General features: G+C 36.8%; 17 protein-coding genes and 1 pseudogene. All 18 read right to left on the reverse strand.

Features of this window, described 5'->3' with window-relative positions; genetic code table 11:
• Positions 1 to 347 precede the first annotated feature (347 nt).
• A complete protein-coding gene (locus BAOM_RS16985) occupies positions 348 to 803 on the reverse strand; it encodes an immunity protein YezG family protein (protein ID WP_127761301.1) in 456 nt (151 codons plus the stop codon).
• A gap of 21 nt (positions 804 to 824) precedes the next feature.
• Positions 825 to 971 (reverse strand): DNA/RNA non-specific endonuclease, encoded by a 147-nt coding sequence (locus BAOM_RS24610; RefSeq protein WP_435873572.1) that lies wholly within the window; start codon positions 969 to 971, stop codon positions 825 to 827.
• Positions 972 to 1,142: 171 nt separating this feature from the next.
• Positions 1,143 to 1,507: pseudogene (locus BAOM_RS16990) on the reverse strand (Imm3 family immunity protein).
• A gap of 317 nt (positions 1,508 to 1,824) precedes the next feature.
• Positions 1,825 to 2,190 carry an Imm3 family immunity protein gene (locus BAOM_RS16995; RefSeq protein ID WP_127761302.1) on the reverse strand — a complete coding sequence of 122 codons (366 nt, stop codon included), beginning with the start codon at positions 2,188 to 2,190 and terminating at the stop codon, positions 1,825 to 1,827.
• Positions 2,191 to 2,215: 25 nt separating this feature from the next.
• Complete coding sequence (locus BAOM_RS17000; RefSeq protein WP_127761303.1) at positions 2,216 to 4,171, reverse strand: deaminase domain-containing protein; 1,956 nt, start codon at positions 4,169 to 4,171, stop codon at positions 2,216 to 2,218.
• A gap of 21 nt (positions 4,172 to 4,192) precedes the next feature.
• Positions 4,193 to 4,456 (reverse strand): YwqI/YxiC family protein, encoded by a 264-nt coding sequence (locus BAOM_RS17005; protein ID WP_127761304.1) that lies wholly within the window; start codon positions 4,454 to 4,456, stop codon positions 4,193 to 4,195.
• The gene (locus BAOM_RS17010) at positions 4,456 to 4,884 is read right to left on the reverse strand and encodes a YwqH-like family protein (protein WP_127761305.1); all 429 of its coding nucleotides are present in this window, start codon (positions 4,882 to 4,884) and stop codon (positions 4,456 to 4,458) included. Before BAOM_RS17010 ends, BAOM_RS17005 begins: the two co-directional genes overlap by 1 nt.
• 114 nt (positions 4,885 to 4,998) lie before the next feature.
• Positions 4,999 to 5,487 carry a type VII secretion protein EssA gene (essA, locus tag BAOM_RS17015; RefSeq protein ID WP_127761306.1) on the reverse strand — a complete coding sequence of 163 codons (489 nt, stop codon included), beginning with the start codon at positions 5,485 to 5,487 and terminating at the stop codon, positions 4,999 to 5,001.
• Entirely contained in the window at positions 5,477 to 8,239 is a 2,763-nt protein-coding gene (esaA, locus tag BAOM_RS17020) for a type VII secretion protein EsaA (protein ID WP_127761307.1), read from the reverse strand. Before esaA ends, essA begins: the two co-directional genes overlap by 11 nt.
• Positions 8,236 to 12,711 (reverse strand): type VII secretion protein EssC, encoded by a 4,476-nt coding sequence (essC, locus tag BAOM_RS17025; protein WP_127761308.1) that lies wholly within the window; start codon positions 12,709 to 12,711, stop codon positions 8,236 to 8,238. The genes esaA and essC overlap by 4 nt, the downstream gene beginning before the upstream one ends.
• A 24-nt stretch (positions 12,712 to 12,735) precedes the next feature.
• The gene (gene essB / locus BAOM_RS17030; RefSeq protein ID WP_127761309.1) at positions 12,736 to 14,058 is read right to left on the reverse strand and encodes a type VII secretion protein EssB; all 1,323 of its coding nucleotides are present in this window, start codon (positions 14,056 to 14,058) and stop codon (positions 12,736 to 12,738) included.
• A gap of 14 nt (positions 14,059 to 14,072) precedes the next feature.
• Positions 14,073 to 14,312, reverse strand: a complete 240-nt coding sequence (locus tag BAOM_RS17035) for an ESX secretion system protein YukD (RefSeq protein ID WP_127761310.1) — start codon at positions 14,310 to 14,312, stop codon at positions 14,073 to 14,075.
• A 79-nt stretch (positions 14,313 to 14,391) separates the two neighbouring features.
• Entirely contained in the window at positions 14,392 to 14,685 is a 294-nt protein-coding gene (locus BAOM_RS17040; RefSeq protein ID WP_127761311.1) for a WXG100 family type VII secretion target, read from the reverse strand.
• Positions 14,686 to 15,052: 367 nt separating this feature from the next.
• On the reverse strand, positions 15,053 to 16,045 hold the full coding sequence (locus tag BAOM_RS17045) for a zinc-dependent alcohol dehydrogenase family protein (RefSeq protein ID WP_127761312.1): 993 nt from the start codon (positions 16,043 to 16,045) through the stop codon (positions 15,053 to 15,055).
• A gap of 204 nt (positions 16,046 to 16,249) precedes the next feature.
• A complete protein-coding gene (efp, locus tag BAOM_RS17050; protein ID WP_127761313.1) occupies positions 16,250 to 16,807 on the reverse strand; it encodes an elongation factor P in 558 nt (185 codons plus the stop codon).
• Positions 16,808 to 16,832: 25 nt separating this feature from the next.
• Positions 16,833 to 17,894, reverse strand: a complete 1,062-nt coding sequence (locus tag BAOM_RS17055) for a M24 family metallopeptidase (RefSeq protein WP_127761314.1) — start codon at positions 17,892 to 17,894, stop codon at positions 16,833 to 16,835.
• Positions 17,895 to 18,341: a type II 3-dehydroquinate dehydratase gene (gene aroQ / locus BAOM_RS17060; protein WP_127761315.1), complete on the reverse strand. Its 447-nt coding sequence runs from the start codon at positions 18,339 to 18,341 to the stop codon at positions 17,895 to 17,897.
• 73 nt (positions 18,342 to 18,414) lie between these two features.
• The gene (locus BAOM_RS17065; protein ID WP_127761316.1) at positions 18,415 to 18,930 is read right to left on the reverse strand and encodes a YqhR family membrane protein; all 516 of its coding nucleotides are present in this window, start codon (positions 18,928 to 18,930) and stop codon (positions 18,415 to 18,417) included.
• Positions 18,931 to 18,954: the final 24 nt, after the last annotated feature.

The raw sequence follows: 18,954 nt of genomic DNA on the forward strand, positions 1-18,954 counted from the left end.
TGGCTGAGGAACCTTTTTACATTACCTATTGTTTATTGCCACGAGCTTGTACAGTCTCTTTTGTTTGTTAACTATACCATGATGATACTACCTTCACGGGGTATGAATTTCATGTACGCATTATTCATGTTGGCCAAAGTATAAATTTCCCGAAAAAAAACACCTGATGCTCTAAAAAGCAACCAGATGTTTTATAGCTAGTATATAAATTAATTCATTACTGGTCCTATCTTTAAACCAACGAGCATGTTAATTTCCTTAGCAGAACACGGTTATATAACTCCATGATAGCACAACCCTCATGAGTTCTGAATTCAAATCCGAGCATACCTTTAACTGTAAACAGTTTAAAGGTTATTATTTTTTACCTCTTCAAACCACTCATCAGCAATATGATCCGCCGTTTTAATATCATCATTTGTATATACTAAATCATACTTGTATTCAGCTTTAAAGTTGCCACTCTTAACATCATATATTAATTTCATCTCCGTTGGCATGTCTCTTTCATATTCTTTGCACAATACTTTTACTTTTTTGATGTCTTCACATATTATGCGCAATACCATAGACTGTCGTTTTGTAGACACATCATATCTTTCTTCTCCATTCTCCAATGCATCATTCACCTTATGACACTTTACATATTGATTGTTAATTAAATAAAAGAACTTACCCGATATCATACCTTCTTCACATGAAGCATAGACGTATACTTTATCAGCTCTATCTTCAACATATTCCATACATATGGAAATCATATCGGCTTGCAATTCACTAAATCTATCTTCAAATTCTTTCATACTACTTTTTCACTCCTTAGATTAATTTTCAATAACTTCAAAGCCCAGCTCATCGTCAATAGAATAATTAACTATAAACTTCTTTGGACGCATATCATTTCCAGAATAAATTATATTAACATCACCGGTTACTTGTTTAGGAGGTGTTTCTTTCAAAACTGTAGCCATTTTCTTCAATCTTCTTATCCGCCTTTGAATGATCTTCTAGCTCAGCCGATAATTGAAATAAACCCAGTCGCCTCCATTTTATTATCATAACACTCCATGATGATACTATCATTATGAGCTATCAATTTTTCATTCACACTTTCAATTATAGTAAATCTCTTATAAATATCACTATTCTGCTGAGGGATTATAATCAATCTCTGCATTTTTTAGTCCCTCTATTACTCTATTACTTTATTTATTCGTTTCGATAAATCATTTATCTCTTCTAACGTTAATTCACCTTCTACTTCTTTTGGGTCAAACATACTTAATCTCTTTGTTATACCTTCAATATAACCAATATAAACCTTATCATGTGACAGTAATATTTCACCTATAGCAGTATCAACAATAAAGTCTTCTACTTCCCCAAGATTTACATACTCATTAAACGTTCTTGCTATCGCATATTCATATCCTCTATTTAGAATTAAAAAGTCATTATAGTCCTCATTAATTACCTCAAATAATTCATTGTACTCCCAATCTTCCACCGAAATCTCTCCTATAAAATTTAACTTTTATGGTTTAATTCTTTCTCTTTTCAGATGTGCTCTTGTGTAATGCTTTCCATACTCTACTTCGGCTATTTCTCGGGGTACATTCGACACTACCTCAAAACCATTTTCAAACCCTTCGCGTTTCGCTTCAAATAGTTTTTCTTAGTAATTAGGTCAACGCCATCTGTTGCTGTAAACGACTCATAATGATATCAATATAACCTTTTTGATCTAGTGCTATTTTGAAACCTGTGAATAATAAAAAAGAACCTTACGAGAATAAATTCACTATTCCCAAAGGTTCTTCATTTTTAATCTCTATTGTCTGTATTAGGCTCATAATCTACTTCAACATGATTGAGCCCCTCTAATACTTCTTTAATTCTTTTAGATAAATCCTCTATCTCTACGGCTGTCAATTCTCCTGACGCTTCTTTAGGGCTGAAACTATTTAATTTATTTGTTATAGCTTCAAGATATCCGTTAAATACTTTATCATGCGTAATCAATATTTCACCAATAGCGGTATAAACAATAAAATCCTCTATATCACCCATATCAAGATTCTCATTAAAGGCCCTAGCAATAGCATATCTATATCCTCTATTTTTATTTAAATACTCTTGATAATCCTCCTGGATAACTTCAAATAATTCATTATAAGTAAAGTGCTCCATCAAAAAACCTCCGATAATTAATTATTTATGGTTTTATTCTATTCCCATTATTATGAATAACCTCTAAATCAATCTTTGGATATTTACTAGCAAATTCCGCAATTACTTTATTACAACTAGAGCAAGTATCAAGTTCTGTAAATAACTTGATTTTTCCAGTTGCATCTCTATTATCTCCAAGCATAGAGGCTACATCATTCAAAATCTTATACTCGGTATCAGAGTCTCTCATATAAGATTCTCCAAATTTATCAGGAGCTTCCGTTGCTTTAAATATTGGTTCATTAGGCTGAAGAGAAATATCAGGGACTCTCTCTTTTAAGCTTCCTGACAATTCATCTATTTTGCTACTAGCATAAAATTCTTTCTTAGTTAGACCACTAACTTCCACTTCAGCCAAGGCAAAATTCCCACCTGTTTTATATTTACTCGTTAAAGCTCCTCTAAGTTCTTTTACTCTTCCTATTATATGAGCTTCCTTCGTTTCATCAATTATTCTTGTAGGATACAGCTTAACTACTTCCTCTAAACCCTTTCCAGCTCCATCATTTTTAGCCGAAAATCTCTGCAATGCATCACTAATAGTCTGATTTTCTACATAAACGTGCTTGAAAGTAACTCCGTTCGCGTCTAAAGCTTGAACTCTAAAGCCGGTTGGAGCCTTAATTTGTCCAACTTTTGTCCCCAGTTCTTTTAACATATTTTGAACATTATGAACCTTATTTTGTACATATTCCTTGCTGTATGGGAAGTTCGTTCCTGCTTTGTCTACAAGTTTCGCTGCTCCCGCAACCCCGACAATCCCCAGTGCCGTCATCACGCTTTGCTGGCGCTGTTCATCCGTCAGCTCATTCCCAAACATATCCTTACCAAGCATCGCTTCGCTTAATCCGTTAGCTGCGACTAAGCCGTAGATGCCCATCTCGCTTTTTTGTAGAATAGATAGAGACTTGGATGTCTTGTAGGCATCGAGAGCATGATTCGCGGCATCCATTCCTTTAGCTGTTGAATAGATGGCTTTTCCGCCTTTGAACGCTCTCCCAGCCCAGCCGACGACGGGGATAAAGCCTGCTGCGGCCATGGCTCCAGCTGTGATTCGTTCGGCTTCGGATAGTTTTCGGCCTGTTACGGGGTCAACACCTTCTACGGCTCTCTTAGTATCATAATAGCCGGTGATTTCACCTGTAAAGGTTTTTGTCGCCTCCCACGCTTTTTCGTACCATGGGCGGTTTTCCTGGGCTTCGATTTCTTTGGCCAGCTCTCTTGCTTCATGCTGATCTTTTTTGAATGTTAAATATTGATTCGTTTGCTTCGCTACATCGTCTTTCAGCTGATAGATTTCACTCGTCTTATACGCGTTAGCATTAAAGTAGAGAGGGGATATGTTCTCTCCCTTTCTCGTCGACTCCATCAGTTGGTTGAATAGAGCATAGACATAGGTTTCTGTTTGTTCAGATAACACATATTCCGTCGTTAAATTTTCATCTAGCTCATTGACTTTTTGAATCGTTTCGTTGCGTTCTTTTTCGGCCTCGTTGATGTTTTCATCGAATTCTTCCTTAGAGAACACCTGGAGGGAAATTAAATCTTCAATGTCGTTAAAGATTTTCTGGAGATCTTCTTGTTGCTGGGTGACCATTTCTTTCGCTAACTGATTGGATTGGGACAAATTTTCTTCTAGGAAAGGTACTTTTACAACGGTGTCTCCTGATAGTTGAACATCTTCTGTCATTCCTTGAATACCTTCGAAAAAAGCCACCTGCTGGTCAATGAGTTGAATCCATACATCCGCTACATCGATTTGCGCTTGGTAAAAGCCTTTGATGGCTTCTGCTCCATTGCCGAGAAAATTCTCATTATCTACAATCTTAGCAAACTCTGTTTTTAATTTCTGAAATTGCTCTTTTAATGTTTTATATTGTTCAGCACGTTCTTTAACAGAATGAACCAACGTGTTGGCTTCATATATTTTTATTTCCATTGTTCATAAAGCCCCTTTACATTATTTAACGATTGCTTCATCTTGTTTTTTCAAAATGTCTACATTCGCATGTGTATCTTCCACGTTTTTTTGAACAGCCTGCATATACTGTATAACCATTTTTTGTAGATTCTCTTCTCTTTGAAGCCATTCTTTTGTAAATTTAAGCTGATTCTGTCCAAGTTCTGTTTCCGAAGGACTCGGGAGATGTAATTCACTAAGCGCTTGTTTCACATTGTTTAATTGTTGAATCACTTCTGAATAATCCAGTTTGATCTTTTGCATTAAAACAGCCTCCCTTTCAAATCATTGATTTTACTTTCTAATTCAGCGAATACTTCTTCTCCTTTCCCTATCAATTGACTCGCTTCATTAGCCAATCCGCTTGTGAAATCTAAAACGCTTCGTTCTATCTGTAATAGATTGATTTTATTTTCAATACTTTGCACGTAGTCATCATACTCATCATTGATGATAGTTACCATCCCTGTATGAGCTTTCTCCCTGAATTTATCAAAAGAGTCTGATCGGCTCCCTTTCCATGAATCACCTAGTTGAGGTTCTAGAATTTTCGGAATTTCTTGCAGGCTAAGATTTTGCTCTTGTTTTATTTTCCTTTTTGCTTGCACCAAGCGGGAAATTTTTTCATCTATAGCTGCTGATTGACTGGAAATCTCATTGTAAATTTGATTAAGTGTATCTGAAAAACTCATATTTACACCTCCTGTAAAGTGAAACTTCCATCAATGGGGGAAGAACGTAAAGGCATTCTTTAAAATAAGACGAGTTGAGAGAAGGCTTAATTCTTCCCTCAACTCGCTTACCCCTCACTTCAATTGCTGGTTTCCTTGCACCATTTTAGGAATAAGCAAAACGAGTATTACCATCAGTCCAATGGCTAGTAAGCCAATTATAATCATTAACTGTATTTGCCGATTCGGAGGATGTTCACTTTTGTCTTTAAGCCGAAGATCCTCTGGTTTCTTATCCGAAAAAAGATTCATTTGTTCGGCTTTCTCAGCAAGGGTATGTTGAGCGTTTATCTCTCCAACGAATAACTGATTTAATATTTCTTCACTAGAATTAGACGTTGGAAGTTCAAACGTTAATTCCTTTTGCTGTTCCGGAATGGATTGCTTATTTTCATATAGTGCCTTTTCATGTAAATACTCTGTATTTTCCTTGAACTCTTTTTTTTCATACTCATTCGGTGTTAGTGTTTCAAGATCAGGTGCAGCTGCCTCTGTCACATTTGCGTTTATAAAGAGACTCATAGGAAGCAACAAAGCAAATATCATCCTTCGATTAAGCTTCATATGACTCTTCCTCTTCGATACTTCTTGCTCGTTTATTCTTCCAGATTTGTATAGCTAACGGAATAACGGTCAGAACGACAATGATGCCCATTAACACAGTAACAGCTGGAATAAATAACGATTCAGGTTCATATTGAATCGACATATATACTTTTGACATTGGATCTTCATAATCAATATTTGGTGCTATTAAAGCAAGTAATGGACTAACAAAGAACACCACTAGCGCCACACTCACCAGCCACCCTAATAAGTTTCCAAACGTAAAGCTAACAAGAACGATAGTAGAAACAGCAGTAAGAAGAAGAACTGTCATAATCGTCCATTCAATTGCTCGCACTTCTTCTAATGGATAGATATTTAAGCCATATATGCTAATAATTAAACCAACAATTAAATTTAGCAGCGCAAACACAGCCACTTGGACAAGTTTAGGTGCCCCTTTGAAATAATGACTGAAATATCCAATTAATAAACTAGCAATTAGCACAATGACCAGGATGATAACAGGCGGTATATTCTTTTCTTCCTTCTTCGACGTGCTATCTCCGCTAATTTGAAGCGGTTGGGCTAAATGATCATAAACCGGCCCATTCTTTTGGCCATCTACATACGCATTTCCTAAAACATTAAAAATATCATCTCGGAACATTTTGGTTGTATCCACATTTGCTGCCCATTTATTATTAAGCGTACTGGCATCTTGTTGTACATTCTCAACCTTTGATTGCAGGTCATCTGTATACGTAACAATTTGATCTTGACTGTCTCCAAGAGAATTCACTAAATCATGAATCATAGCCATTTCTTGCGCAAGACCCTTCTGATGAGTAACGACGGACTGTCCATCCACTTCTTCCGTTGAAGCCGGAGCATCAGCAGAAATGAATTGAACATGATTCATTATTTGTTCGGAGCTGTCTTCAAGTGAAGATAAATCTTCCATAATAGTAGAATGTTGTTCTTCAACCTCTTCACTGTATCCTGCTAAAAACGTATTCAATTGCTCTTGTAAAGTCGTTATTTGTCCTGTTGCTGATGGCATATCTGTAGAAAGCTCATTCCACATAGTTTGTTCTTGCTCGTTTATCCCAAGAATTGGACTGATTCTTTCCTGTACAGCTTGAAGATTTTTATTACTTGCATTCAAGCTATCTTGTAACAATGTTTCTAATTGAACAAGTCCAGCATAATAATTCAAAATAGCATTTGAAGATCCACCTTCAATCTCTTTGGAAAATACAGTGGATAACACATCCTTTTTCTCCTGAGTTAAAACAGGAGAAGCAAGAACCGCTTGCTCTTTCTTCTTAATCTCCTCAATTAATTCATCCGTTTGGTCAACTTTGGAATTAGCATTATCTAATAAATCTTTAATCTTTGCATTTAGTTCATCCACAATTGGCTGTAATGGATTTTCCTCAGCGTCCATCGCAGCAAGCTGCTGTTCCACCTTAGACATTCGCTCTGCCAACAGCGGTATACTGTTAATCGTAGCAGTTACCTGCTCTGGTTGCGGTTCAGCAATCGCTTCTAAGTTCGTCTTTATATCATTCAGCTCTTTAGCAATCGACTGTAATTCTTCTCGTTCTTTTTGCGTGTTAACAGTTCCCGCCGGCGATTGTTCAGTCGAAGTTTGAGCAGTGTCCACCGCTCCCTGATTATCTGGTTGTTGAGACCCATTCGTTAATTCCGATTTTAAAGTCTGAAGCTTGTTCACTGCCTGATTCAGAGATTCTGTCTCTCGTTCTCTAAAGTAAGCAATCAACTCTTCCTTTTGACGATTCACTTGATCTAATCGAATAGCAGACAGATTATTCATCTTTTCATTATTTTCTTCTAACTGTTTTCCCATCTCTTCTAGTTCAAGGGACAGCTGTCCGCCTTGTTGATTAAAAGAATTGATAGAATCCGTCAAGGTCGGAATCTGATTGGAAGCAAACGCCTCAATTGTTCCAAGGCTTTCCTCTTGCAATTGCTGCAATATTTGCTGCTGAGCTTCCTGATATTCTTTATATTTTTCTACAAATTCAACAAATGCTGTTAAGTTCTGTTCAAATTGATTAATATTATCGATTCTGTCCGGAGCCGCTTTATCTAGTGATTTCGTTGCTGTTTGAATACTTTCAAGCATGTTTTTTTGCTGCTCAATCTCACCAGCCAGACTTTTCGAACTTGGACTATAAAATGCTAACATCGCCTTTTGGAAATCAATTTCTTTCTGTACAATCTCATCAAAATGCCCTCGAACACCTTCTAGATCTTGTGAAATGTACATCCAATACAACGTAGATATTTTTCCATTAACACGATTAGTTGCACGCTCCATTTCACGCAAAACTTTCTCACGATTCACGACATTTAATTGTTCTTGAACATCATACTCAAATTTGGCTTTATCTGGTTGTTTATCTTCGTACGTCATAATATTACTCGAAAAATCGGAAGGAATATAAACGACTGCATCGTACTTTGTGTTTTTAAGACCATTGACCGCAGCGCTTCGGCTCATTGCCACCCATTGATAATTGGAATCCTCTTCAAGAATGGTCATAATTTGCGTCCCAAAATCTATCGCTTTATTTTCCTTCTCTGCCTTTATATCTTCATTTACTACGGCGATTGTACGCGTTGCGTTTTCCCTAACTTGGAAAGGGTGATCACCAATAGAACCAAAGAAGACTGCCGGGGTGGCAAGAATAAGAATTATAACTAAAATCATTTTCATCATATATCTTGTTTTACTTATCATAAATAAACCCTCGTTTCAGTAGAGCATAATGGAATTTGTATTTTCGTCTCCTTGCCATTAATGACATAATAGCCATACCCCGGATAGATTTCCTCTTCTTTTCGCTCATACGATAAGGTAAATAACGTTTGTTCTGATTTTTTCATTAATACAACAGCTTGACGAATCTGCTTAATTTCAACGGTTAATGAATCATACCCTTTTGTTAAGTCATTATTACTTCCAGAAACAAATACGTGGAAACCAAGGTGGCTGTAATTTTTCATAAGCTTTGAAATTCGATCCTGCAACAGACTGTCAATAGATTGAGAGAATCGTGAATACCCATCAATAACGAGTACAATTGGCGAATATTCCGTTCTTACAGGACCTTGTTGAATGTTTGCGAGATAATCCTGTTCTCTTCCCGCTAACAGATGTTCAATATGACTCAACCAATCTGTAATTTGCTCTTTCGTTTCTAAATACGTGACAGCTTGCTCTGATGAATAACTCGATAATCCTCGATCAAATGAATCAAATATTCCTACTGATTCTGTTCCCTGATTGATTAAAGAATTTACTAATACCTTTAGAACGTTGGTCTTCCCTTTTTGCGCTGGACCAAGAACGATACAATGTTTATTTTTCGCAAAATCGATATAAACCGGTTGAACGGACTCTTCGTCAAGACCAATAGGGAATTTGCCAATCGTCTGAGCTTTCCCTATATATGATGTAAAGTTCAACATCGTTAATTCAGATGGCAGCATCGGAACCGGTTTAGGCCCATTCAAGCCTTCATATTTTGCTTTCAACAACTGAACATCTTGTTTGATTGATTCCAGTACTTCATAATCATCCTTACCTTCCGTTGGCAAAAATACTTGCGAAAAATAGGACTCATCTTTCCTAATAATCGCTCTGCCTGGAATCGGTTCAGGTGTAAAAGGAATTCTCCCTAATATAGAGTAAGCTTCACCGCTGTCCATTAAGTAATGAACAATTTTCGTCTTCAAATTATTCATAAGAGGTTGACGAACTGCATTAATCCTTGTAGCCGTAAAAATCATATAAATCCCTAACGACTGACCATCCCTTGCAAATTGTGTAATTTGTGCTTCAAGTTCCTGCATTTCTTCTTTTATCAAATCAAAATTATCAATCGCAATAAAAAGAAGCGGTAGTTTCTCATCACTTAATTGATTGAACATTTTAATACTGTTTACTTCCTGCTGTTGGAATAGTTGCTTTCTTTGTGCGATTTCACCCTTTAATAGATTCATAAACTTCTCAATCTTTCGCCCCTCATCCATTAAGAAAAAGTCAGCTGTATGTGGAAGCTGCTTTAATGGAAGAAGAGTACCATTTCCAAAATCAAACAAGTAATAATACATTTCTTCAGGACTAAATCTTTCCGCCATACTAAGTAAAAGAGTAATGACCGTATAGGACTTCCCGTATCCTGAAGAGCCAAAAATCCCTATATTCCCATCATCAAGCACATCATAATGAAAGGCGGTTTGACTTTGCTTCTCAGGTTCATCTACTAAGGCGAAACTAATTTCATTTCTATTAGATGCTCGATAAGATTTTCTAGATATCCAATGAGCAAGAGGCGGCAGCCATGGACTTGGCAGTTTCTCAATCCCCATTTCAGCTTGTATGCCCTCTATTTTTTCTACAATTGCTTCTATTTCGGTTTTTTTGTTTGTTTTCTTTCTATCATGGGTCGTAACATTCGATAATGGAATTAAACCAAGATCCGTTACGAGAGCAATTTCATCTTCCGATTGGGAAGTATCTTCGAGATACGGTGAACCGCTCCATGCTGACTGGAATAGCTCATACACTTCATTATTGCCTACTTGTAAATAACCTCTTCCTGTCTCAGTAATCGTTGCAGCATCGCCGTTTTTAAGAATTTCTCTACTGTCGTTGGCATCCTGCACTTTCAAGGCAACTTTAAACCGTGCGTTACTCCAAATTTGTTCATCAATGACTCCACCAGGCTTTTGTGTGGCTAGAATTAAATGCACGCCTAAACTTCGTCCGATTCGAGCGGCGCTGACAAGCTCTCTAATAAAGTCAGGCTCTTCACTTTTTAACTCTGCAAATTCATCGGATATAAGAAATAAATGTGGTAATGGATCTTTTGCTCTACCTTGTTTATACAAATCCGTATAATCATCAATATGATTTACCTGATACTCATCAAACAAACGTTGTCTCTTCTTTAATTCACTTTTAATAGAAGCAAGTGCTCGTTCACTGAAGTTTTTACTTCCTTCAATATTCGTAATCGTTCCAAGTAGATGCGGCATGTTTTTAAAAGGCTGCGCCATTCCGCCGCCTTTATAGTCGATAAGCAAAAAGGCAACTTCATGTGGATGAAAATGAACAGCTAATGACAAGATATACGTTTGTAAAAACTCACTTTTCCCCGATCCTGTCGTTCCAGCAAGAAGTCCATGCGGCCCGTGTGCTTTTTCATGCAAGTTCAGTTCTACAACATCTTTTTTTCCCTTTAAACCGATTGGAGCAGCTAGAGACTTGGCTGATTCATTCGTCAGCCAGTTTTGCTTAATTGGTAATTGAGCTACATCTTGCATATGCATCATTTGTAAAAAAGAAACACTGTTAGGAATAGAATTCGTCACTCCTACTTGGTGATTCAATGTTTTAAGTAGACGAGCGAATTTTTCATTGCCTTTTTGTTGATGAGCATCGAGTCTAAATGGAATCGACACAGCTTTTTTATCTTGGATTAAAATATCTCCCTCTTCATCATTGATATATCTGACGAGAGTATGAATATGCTCTGTTAAACTTTCTTTTGCTTCCGCAGCAAATATAACGGATAGTCCAAGGGATGGATGTTCCCCTTCCAAATACTCTAGGATGACATGATCCGTTATCAATTGCTGATTGGCAATAATAAACACAAGATGCGGGGAAAATCTTGTTTTCTCTTTATCCTCCTGAGAATCACGTTCCCGCAGCATTTCGTAGATGGATGAAAGCAATTGATCCCGGGTTTTCTCATTATATATAAGCCCTTTTGCATGAACATGAGGCAATTGAAAATGAGGAAGCCATTTCATCCATTCCCAATCGCTATATTCTTCTTCATCAAAAATAAAGACCATCCGTACATCATGATAACTATGAAAAAAAGCGAGCTGTCCAATAATCTGATGAAGCTCATTTTTCACAACATTTTCTTTACCAATTAAACCGATTGTCCCTTTTGATAAATCGGCAACAACCGGAACATCTTCTATTTCCCGATACACATTCTCCATTTGCTGAGATTGTTCTAATAGATCATCCATCTCTCGATTCGCCATATCTCCAGAATTAATCGAGATTTGATAGCTTGCCGGCACTGTCCCTTTTCCAATTCTAAATTGGAGAAGGTCATAGCTATCTAATGAACGTTCCCACAGACGATCCGATAGTTGCTCTGTCAAGTACTTCATTTTTTCGAATGATGGAAAATGAAAATGCAGTACCTCTTTTTGCTTTTCCGATAGTTCTAATAGCTCATTTCTTTTATTCTCTAAATAATGAGTGTAAATTCGGCGTCTCCGTTCTTTCCGCTTTTTTTGAGTTCCTTTATCTTTAAAGAATTGAACAGTTGATGTGACAAGCGTAGTCATGAACATAACCATCGAAATAATAATAAAGATCCCTCTAGGTTGGATAAGTGCAACAATCCCCATAACAATTAGCATAATGAGCGGAGGCATAATAATAAGCCATAGGCCTCTATTGGAATCTTCGGACTCTTGAACTGGAAAGGATAAAAAAACCTTTTCTTTCGGAAGTTCATACACCATCCTTGGTGTTCGCCGATACATCGGGTATTTCTTGCTCATAACAGATTGTGGCTGTTGTATGATCGGAAGCTCGGTCTCATAATCTCCTATACTCTTTATCTCTAACACATCATCTTCAAGAAGCTGAAAGGTCATAAAAGGACACAATAGCAAGTCTCCCACTTTCACTTCTGTCGCCTTTGGAACCCTCTTTCCATTCAAATAGAGATTGGACATCCCAGGCTCAATAACCCAGCCATTTCCCACCTTAAATAGAGTAAAGGCGTTCTTTGTTTGCTCTATAGGAAAAGAATTTGAATGAAAGATCTCTGCCTTATTGTCAAATGATGAATATGTAATTTCAGACTGATAGCCTAAATAATAGGTTTTTACCGTTTCATCGGATACCGTTAGAAAAATAGTTAATAGATGATCTTGTTCTTTTAATTGAAAGGAATGATTTTCATTTGCCCTGCCAATCACGCTCCCTTTTCTCCATACAGAGAATCCTGATTCCTCTACTTCGATGGTAATTGGTCCCTCTGTAAATGGATAGTGTCTTAATGTAATCATTTGTTTGGCTTCTGGACCAACAGTTAAGGAATGCTGTTGACCTTTGCTCAAGGGCACCCTCTGGTAATATTGATCATAAAACAACCAGAGATTACTCATGCTATCATCTCCTGTAATATCTACCTAATTTGAATTTGATTCAGATGACTCCGTATTCTTTGTTTGCGATTCTTTTGATTCTTTAGGTTTTTGAGAACTTTTCTCTTGTTGAATCTGCTCATCCTTCACTTTTGCTTCAGCTTCTTTTTTTGCCTGTTCTTCAGCTTCCCTTTTTTCTTGTTCTTCTTCCCATTCTCGTTCATATTCATCTAATTCAGACTGAATCTCTTTCAGCTTCTGTTGTTTTTCTTCTGCCTTTAACTCATCATCAGCCTTTACTTCCTTTTTGTATTGATATAGCCCATATATAATGATCGATATATCTTCTAGAGAATAGGCAATATCAAGAGCTTCCTTCGCATTACCTCTTCCAATTTGAATCCAATAATTATAATATTGTGGATCAGTTTGTAATGTAATAATCTGTTGCAAAGTATCCTTTTGGTAGTCCTTTAACTCTAAATCCTTACTAATCATGATATACGACTGTGCTAATTGATATTGAACAACATTTGGCATATCTTCAACCTCGTAGTCCAACAAAGACTTAATTACTTCACTATATTGATTCTTCAAGAAAGCTTCCTGACTATTAATGAATGCTGACTGTTTTGGTTGAGCGAGTACGAGGGTATACAAACTAAATAGAAGAGCAGGAACCAACGCAATAAGAAGACTGAGAGCTGTGTAACGAGTCACATTCCACTTTTTCTTTGTAACCGTGATTTCCTCCTTTGCCCTCTGCTCTAAGACGGTCAAATGCTCTCGAATCCTTTCTTGGAGTTCATTTATATTACTAGCAGCCAGTATTTTGGCTGCAATAGGGGAAAGTTCAAGCGTTTGATATAAATATAAATATTGAAAAAAACTATACTTTTTATCGACTATTTCCGCCACCGTTGCTCTTAATTCTTGTAATAGTCTTTCTTCATCCTGTTCATAAGGCGGCAAGCTCTCCTTTACCCCATAGTGAAGAAAATATGGGGTTAGACTTTCATCAACTACAATATTTTCTGGACATACAATAACATGTAATCGATTCAAGGAATGATTTTCAACCTTTTTAATAAGCTGCGAAGCAAAAATCCATCGGCTCTTCTCATCTTTCTTTTTTAATTGGGTAAAAGGCAGATAGCTTGAGGGTGTTTCAATATTGAGTTTTAATTCAGCCTCTGTTAATGTTATTTCCTTCTTGATGGAAGAATCACTATACTTAAGCATTTCCATTTCTAGTGCATCATCTAACCTAATTTTTTCTCTTTGGAAAATGATCTGAACCGTATTTTTTTCTTTTTTTATGACCGCTTCAAGCTGCTTTTCAAGATACGATTGTTTCTTTTCTGACATGTTCGGATACTCCCTTATATAATTTCAAGACGGTCTCCTGTAGTAATTCCACGATCTATTAACCTTTCTGTTCCTGAGAGGACAAGACGTTTGTTCGGTATCCGCACCCAATACCCTTCTCTAGGCGATTCAGAAATGGATTTGGCTTGCCAAACAATATCGATTACTTTTTTTACAGAGTGATAATCCGATAGGCGTAAATCAAAAACTTCATCGGTATAATGCTCTAAGTCTATCGTTATTTCAATATACATTTTTTCACCTCAAAACGAAAAAGCGCCTTCCTCCAATAGAATGGGCGCTCTTCCTTTACTTCATAGACTTCAGATGAAGTTAACCACGAATTTGACTTGCAATTTGATTGTCAGCATCTGCAAGAGCTTTACCCGTATTGCTAAGCTGAACAGCGATATCTTCAAGCAATTGCTGCATTTGAATAAATGAAGGTTTTAATGCCTCGTATTGCTCGCCAAATGCTCTACTAGCTTCCCCTTCCCAAGCTCCTTCTAATTCTTTAATCATTGAATTTAGGCGGACAATTTGTTCCCCTACTTGACTGCTCTCACCATTGTAGCGGGTAGACATGCTTTCTAACTCTGCTGGTGTTACACGAATAATTCCTGACATATACATCTCTCCTCTTCTTTGATAATATGTTAATTGTAAGAAACATTATTCCGCACGGTCAATAACAGATTAGTTAATAAAGGAATAACAGTTATAATTACCCAAGGTATTAATAGTTATATTAGATTAGTAACTTTATTACAATAGGAATTTACGCTTAATTCCAGTCGATATTCCTTAACGATCTATATAAGTCCAATTTGATTTTGGACATCATCACATTCCATCTAGTTAGCGGAACGATTTTTGGCCCCTATGCGTGCAAGACTACGTTCTCACACGCGCAGAGGCATAGCAAGAGCATATTTTGAAATAAAAAGGGCCATACTTCCTTTTTGAAGTATGACACCCTTTAAAAATAATCGACTCAATAACTTGTTAAAAACACTTTTCCTTTGGTTTCTTTAGAAGATTCAGCAACATCGATAGCTTTTTTTATATTCGACAAGTCATACTTAGAATCTACCATCATCAAACGTAATTTTTCATCATTTATTAGATTTATCAAGCGGTTAAAGGTTTCCTGCCATTTATCCGCTGAGACATTCTTATTCCAATTCCGTAAATGAAACATATTAGCATGCACTTTTGCTTTACTTATAATTTCTGCCCAGTTTACTTGTACCCCTGATAACAGACCGATAGTTAAAAAATTCCCATTAGGGTGCACACAAAAAGCCAAATCGTTTCCACATGAACCTCCAACGGAATCAATAGCAGCATCTGCACCAATTCCATTTGTTAATTCCATAACGGTTTCATAGAGTGGAACTTTAGAAGTATCTATGACATAAGAAGCACCTAGATGAAGTAAATCTTCTGTATATTTATTATTTCTAGTAACTGCAATCAATCGAAAACCTAAAACCTTCGATAATTGAGCAAAAATATGCCCAATAGAAGAACCACACGCGTTAACCAATAAAACATCATTCGATTGTAATTTTAAAACTTCCGTACAAGTTACCCAAGCTGTAACTGGATTGATATACATCTGTGCTGCCGTAAAATCATCAATAGAATCAGGTATAGGAACTGCAAATTCTGCTGATGTTTTAACAAACTCTTGCCAAGTGCCTTCCCCGCGTAAAGGTAAAACACGCTTACCAATAAGGTTTTTAGAAACTAAAGGACCTACATCTTCTGCAATCCCCACTCCTTCATAACCAGGAATATTCGGTAAAGAAATCCGCTGAGCATATGCCCCTCTAATCGGTATTAAGTCAGAAGGATTTATAGGCCGTGCTAACATTCGAACAAGGACTTGATGATCTTTTGGTGGCTCTATACTTTTATCTTCAACTTTTAATACATTTTGAGGACTACCAAATTCGTAGAATTTAATACATTTCGCATCCAAAACTATAAGTCTCCTTCATATAAATCAGATTTATTTAATTATATCACCTTCAACTAAACGGCATATGTTTAAGTACAATCTCCTTCTATTTTCACACAAATATTCAATCTCAATTGAGAGGATTGTTCAATTATACAAGGACCCTTTAGAACAAACAAAAAGAGTCTAAGATGATTCATCTTAGACTCTTTTGTTTGTTTCTTATTAAGCACGTGAATTATACGTACCTTCAACTGTATTAATGATTAAATCGTCTCCTTCATTAATGAAGAAAGGAACTTGAACAGAAAGACCTGTTTCAAGAACAGCTGTTTTTGTACCGCCAGAAGATGTATCTCCTTTAATGCCTGGTTCTGTTTCTGCTACTTTTAGAACAACCGTTTTTGGAAGTTCAACACCTAACGTTTCGCTGTTGAATGTCATGATGTGTACTTCCATGTTTTCTTTTAAGAACTTTAATTCGCGCTCGATGCTTGATGCTGGCAGCTCGATTTGCTCATAAGATTCATTATCCATGAATACATGGCTGTCACCGCTTGCATATAAATATTGCATTTTACGGTTTTCGATACGTGCTTTCGCTACTTTTTCACCTGCACGGAATGTTTTTTCTTGAATTGAGCCGTTACGTAGGTTACGAAGTTTAGAACGTACAAACGCAGCCCCTTTACCTGGTTTTACGTGTTGGAAATCGATAACTTGCCAAATACCGTTATCTACTTCAATTGTTAAGCCTGTACGAAAATCATTTACAGAAATCATTTGTTGTCCTCCTACATGTACATGTTTAAAGAATAATTAACTCTTTTGTCGAATGGGTCAGTGCTTCATTGCTATCTATCGTAATCATCGTATCATCTTCAATCCGAACACCGCCAACGCCAGGTAAGTAAATCCCTGGTTCAACCGTGACAATCATTCCTGACTGCAAAATAGTATCTGATTTCATCGATAAAGCTGGACCCTCATGAACCTCAAGACCAATTCCATGCCCAGTTGAATGGCCAAAATATTCACCATACCCTTTTTCTACAATGAAATTTCGAGTTAATGCATCTGCTTCTTTGCCAGTCATGCCTGGCTTAATGCCAGACATTCCACGAAGTTGCGCTTCTAAAACAATGTCATAAATTTTTATAAGTTCTTCACTCGGCTCACCGACTGCTATTGTTCGAGTAATATCAGACACATATCCATTATAATATGCCCCATAGTCTAATGTAACAAAGTCGCCTTTTTCAATAATTTTATCTGTAGCTACACCATGCGGCAACGCTGAACGGACCCCAGATGCAACAATTGTATCGAAAGAAGACGAAGTAGCTCCTTCTTTTCTCATAAAGAACTCCAACTCATTCGAAACATCAAGCTCGGTAATACCTGGACGAATAAAGTCCAAAATATGTGTAAATGCTCGATCTGCAACGCCAGCCGCTTCCTTTAATATCTTAATCTCTGACGGTGTCTTAATCAAGCGTAAATTCTCAATAATGCCTGAGATAGGGACAAGTTTAGCACTAACTGCGTTTTCATAAGTTTTATAAGCTGAAAAAGTAACATACTCTTGCTCAAAACCAAGCTTTTCAATTTTCATTTCTTTTACTTGCTTAGCTACTTCTTCAATAAGTGTTCCTTTATGCTGAATGATATTATACCCTTGTGCTTGTTTGCCCGCTTGTTCTACATAACGAAAATCTGTAATGAACTTTGCTTCTTTTAAGGAAACTAAGACAACACCTGCACTTCCTGTAAAACCAGTCATATATCGGCGATTATAAGAACTTGTAATGAGTAAACCATCCACATTGACTTTTTCCATAGCCTCACGTAAACGAGTTAGTTTTTCCATTTAGCTTCTCCCCTTTGCAATGTTTACAATTGCCTGCATTGCTAAGTTATATCCTTGTACGCCAAGGCCAACAATTTGCCCGGCTGTAACGGGTGCCGTAACGGATTGATGTCTAAAACTCTCTCTAGCATGGATATTAGAAATATGTACTTCAATGACAGGAACATCGATACCAGCAATCGCATCTCGAATCGCATAGCTGTAATGCGTATAGGCTCCTGGATTGATAATAATTCCATTGATCCCTTCGTCCTCAGCCCAGTGCAATTTATCAATAATTGCGCCTTCATAATTGGACTGATAACAACTTAATTCCACTTGCAAAGCTTCTGCTTGCTTTTGTAAGCCTTCCTCTACATCACGCAGTGTCGCACTTCCATAATGAGCTGGCTCACGCTTTCCTAAGCGATTTAAATTCGGTCCATTTATTAATAGAATTCTTGTCATGTTCCACACCTGCTTTTTTGAAATACCGAGCAGTACCATTTTACCATACTTATTTCAGGTGTTCCTCCATTTTTTAACTGCCTGGTTGAGGTTCTGTTTGTTCAATTTGTTCCGTTTGTTCATGCATATACTCTTGATAATCAAAAGAAATAGAATACCCGATAAAGACACCATATAGAGCAAAAATACAAATACTTGTAACAATAGAGTCTGAAGACATTTTTGCAACAGACGGTAAATCATTAAATATTGGTCCAAAGACAAAAAGAAGAATAACCCACCAAAGAATACCAAATAGTATATAGGCAATCATATTCTTCATTTTCTTAAACAACGCATAGTATATAAAAGCAATGATAATGGATATAATCCCAAACAAAAGAATGGTCACTAATAAACCTTGCCATGCTTTCACCCAATCCCGATTCGACCACGATGTTAAAATAAAGTTCGGGCTAAACTCCATGAAGTGAAAAAAATGGGTAACAATCCCAAGAAAGCTTGCCAACATACCGCCAACCAATCCGATAATCCACACATTCGTTATAAGCGTACCTTTACTATAATATCGATTTTTGTTATTTGACATACAAAAACACCTCCACTACGTAGT

Source organism: Peribacillus asahii (assembly GCF_004006295.1).
Classification (GTDB): domain Bacteria; phylum Bacillota; class Bacilli; order Bacillales; family DSM-1321; genus Peribacillus; species Peribacillus asahii_A.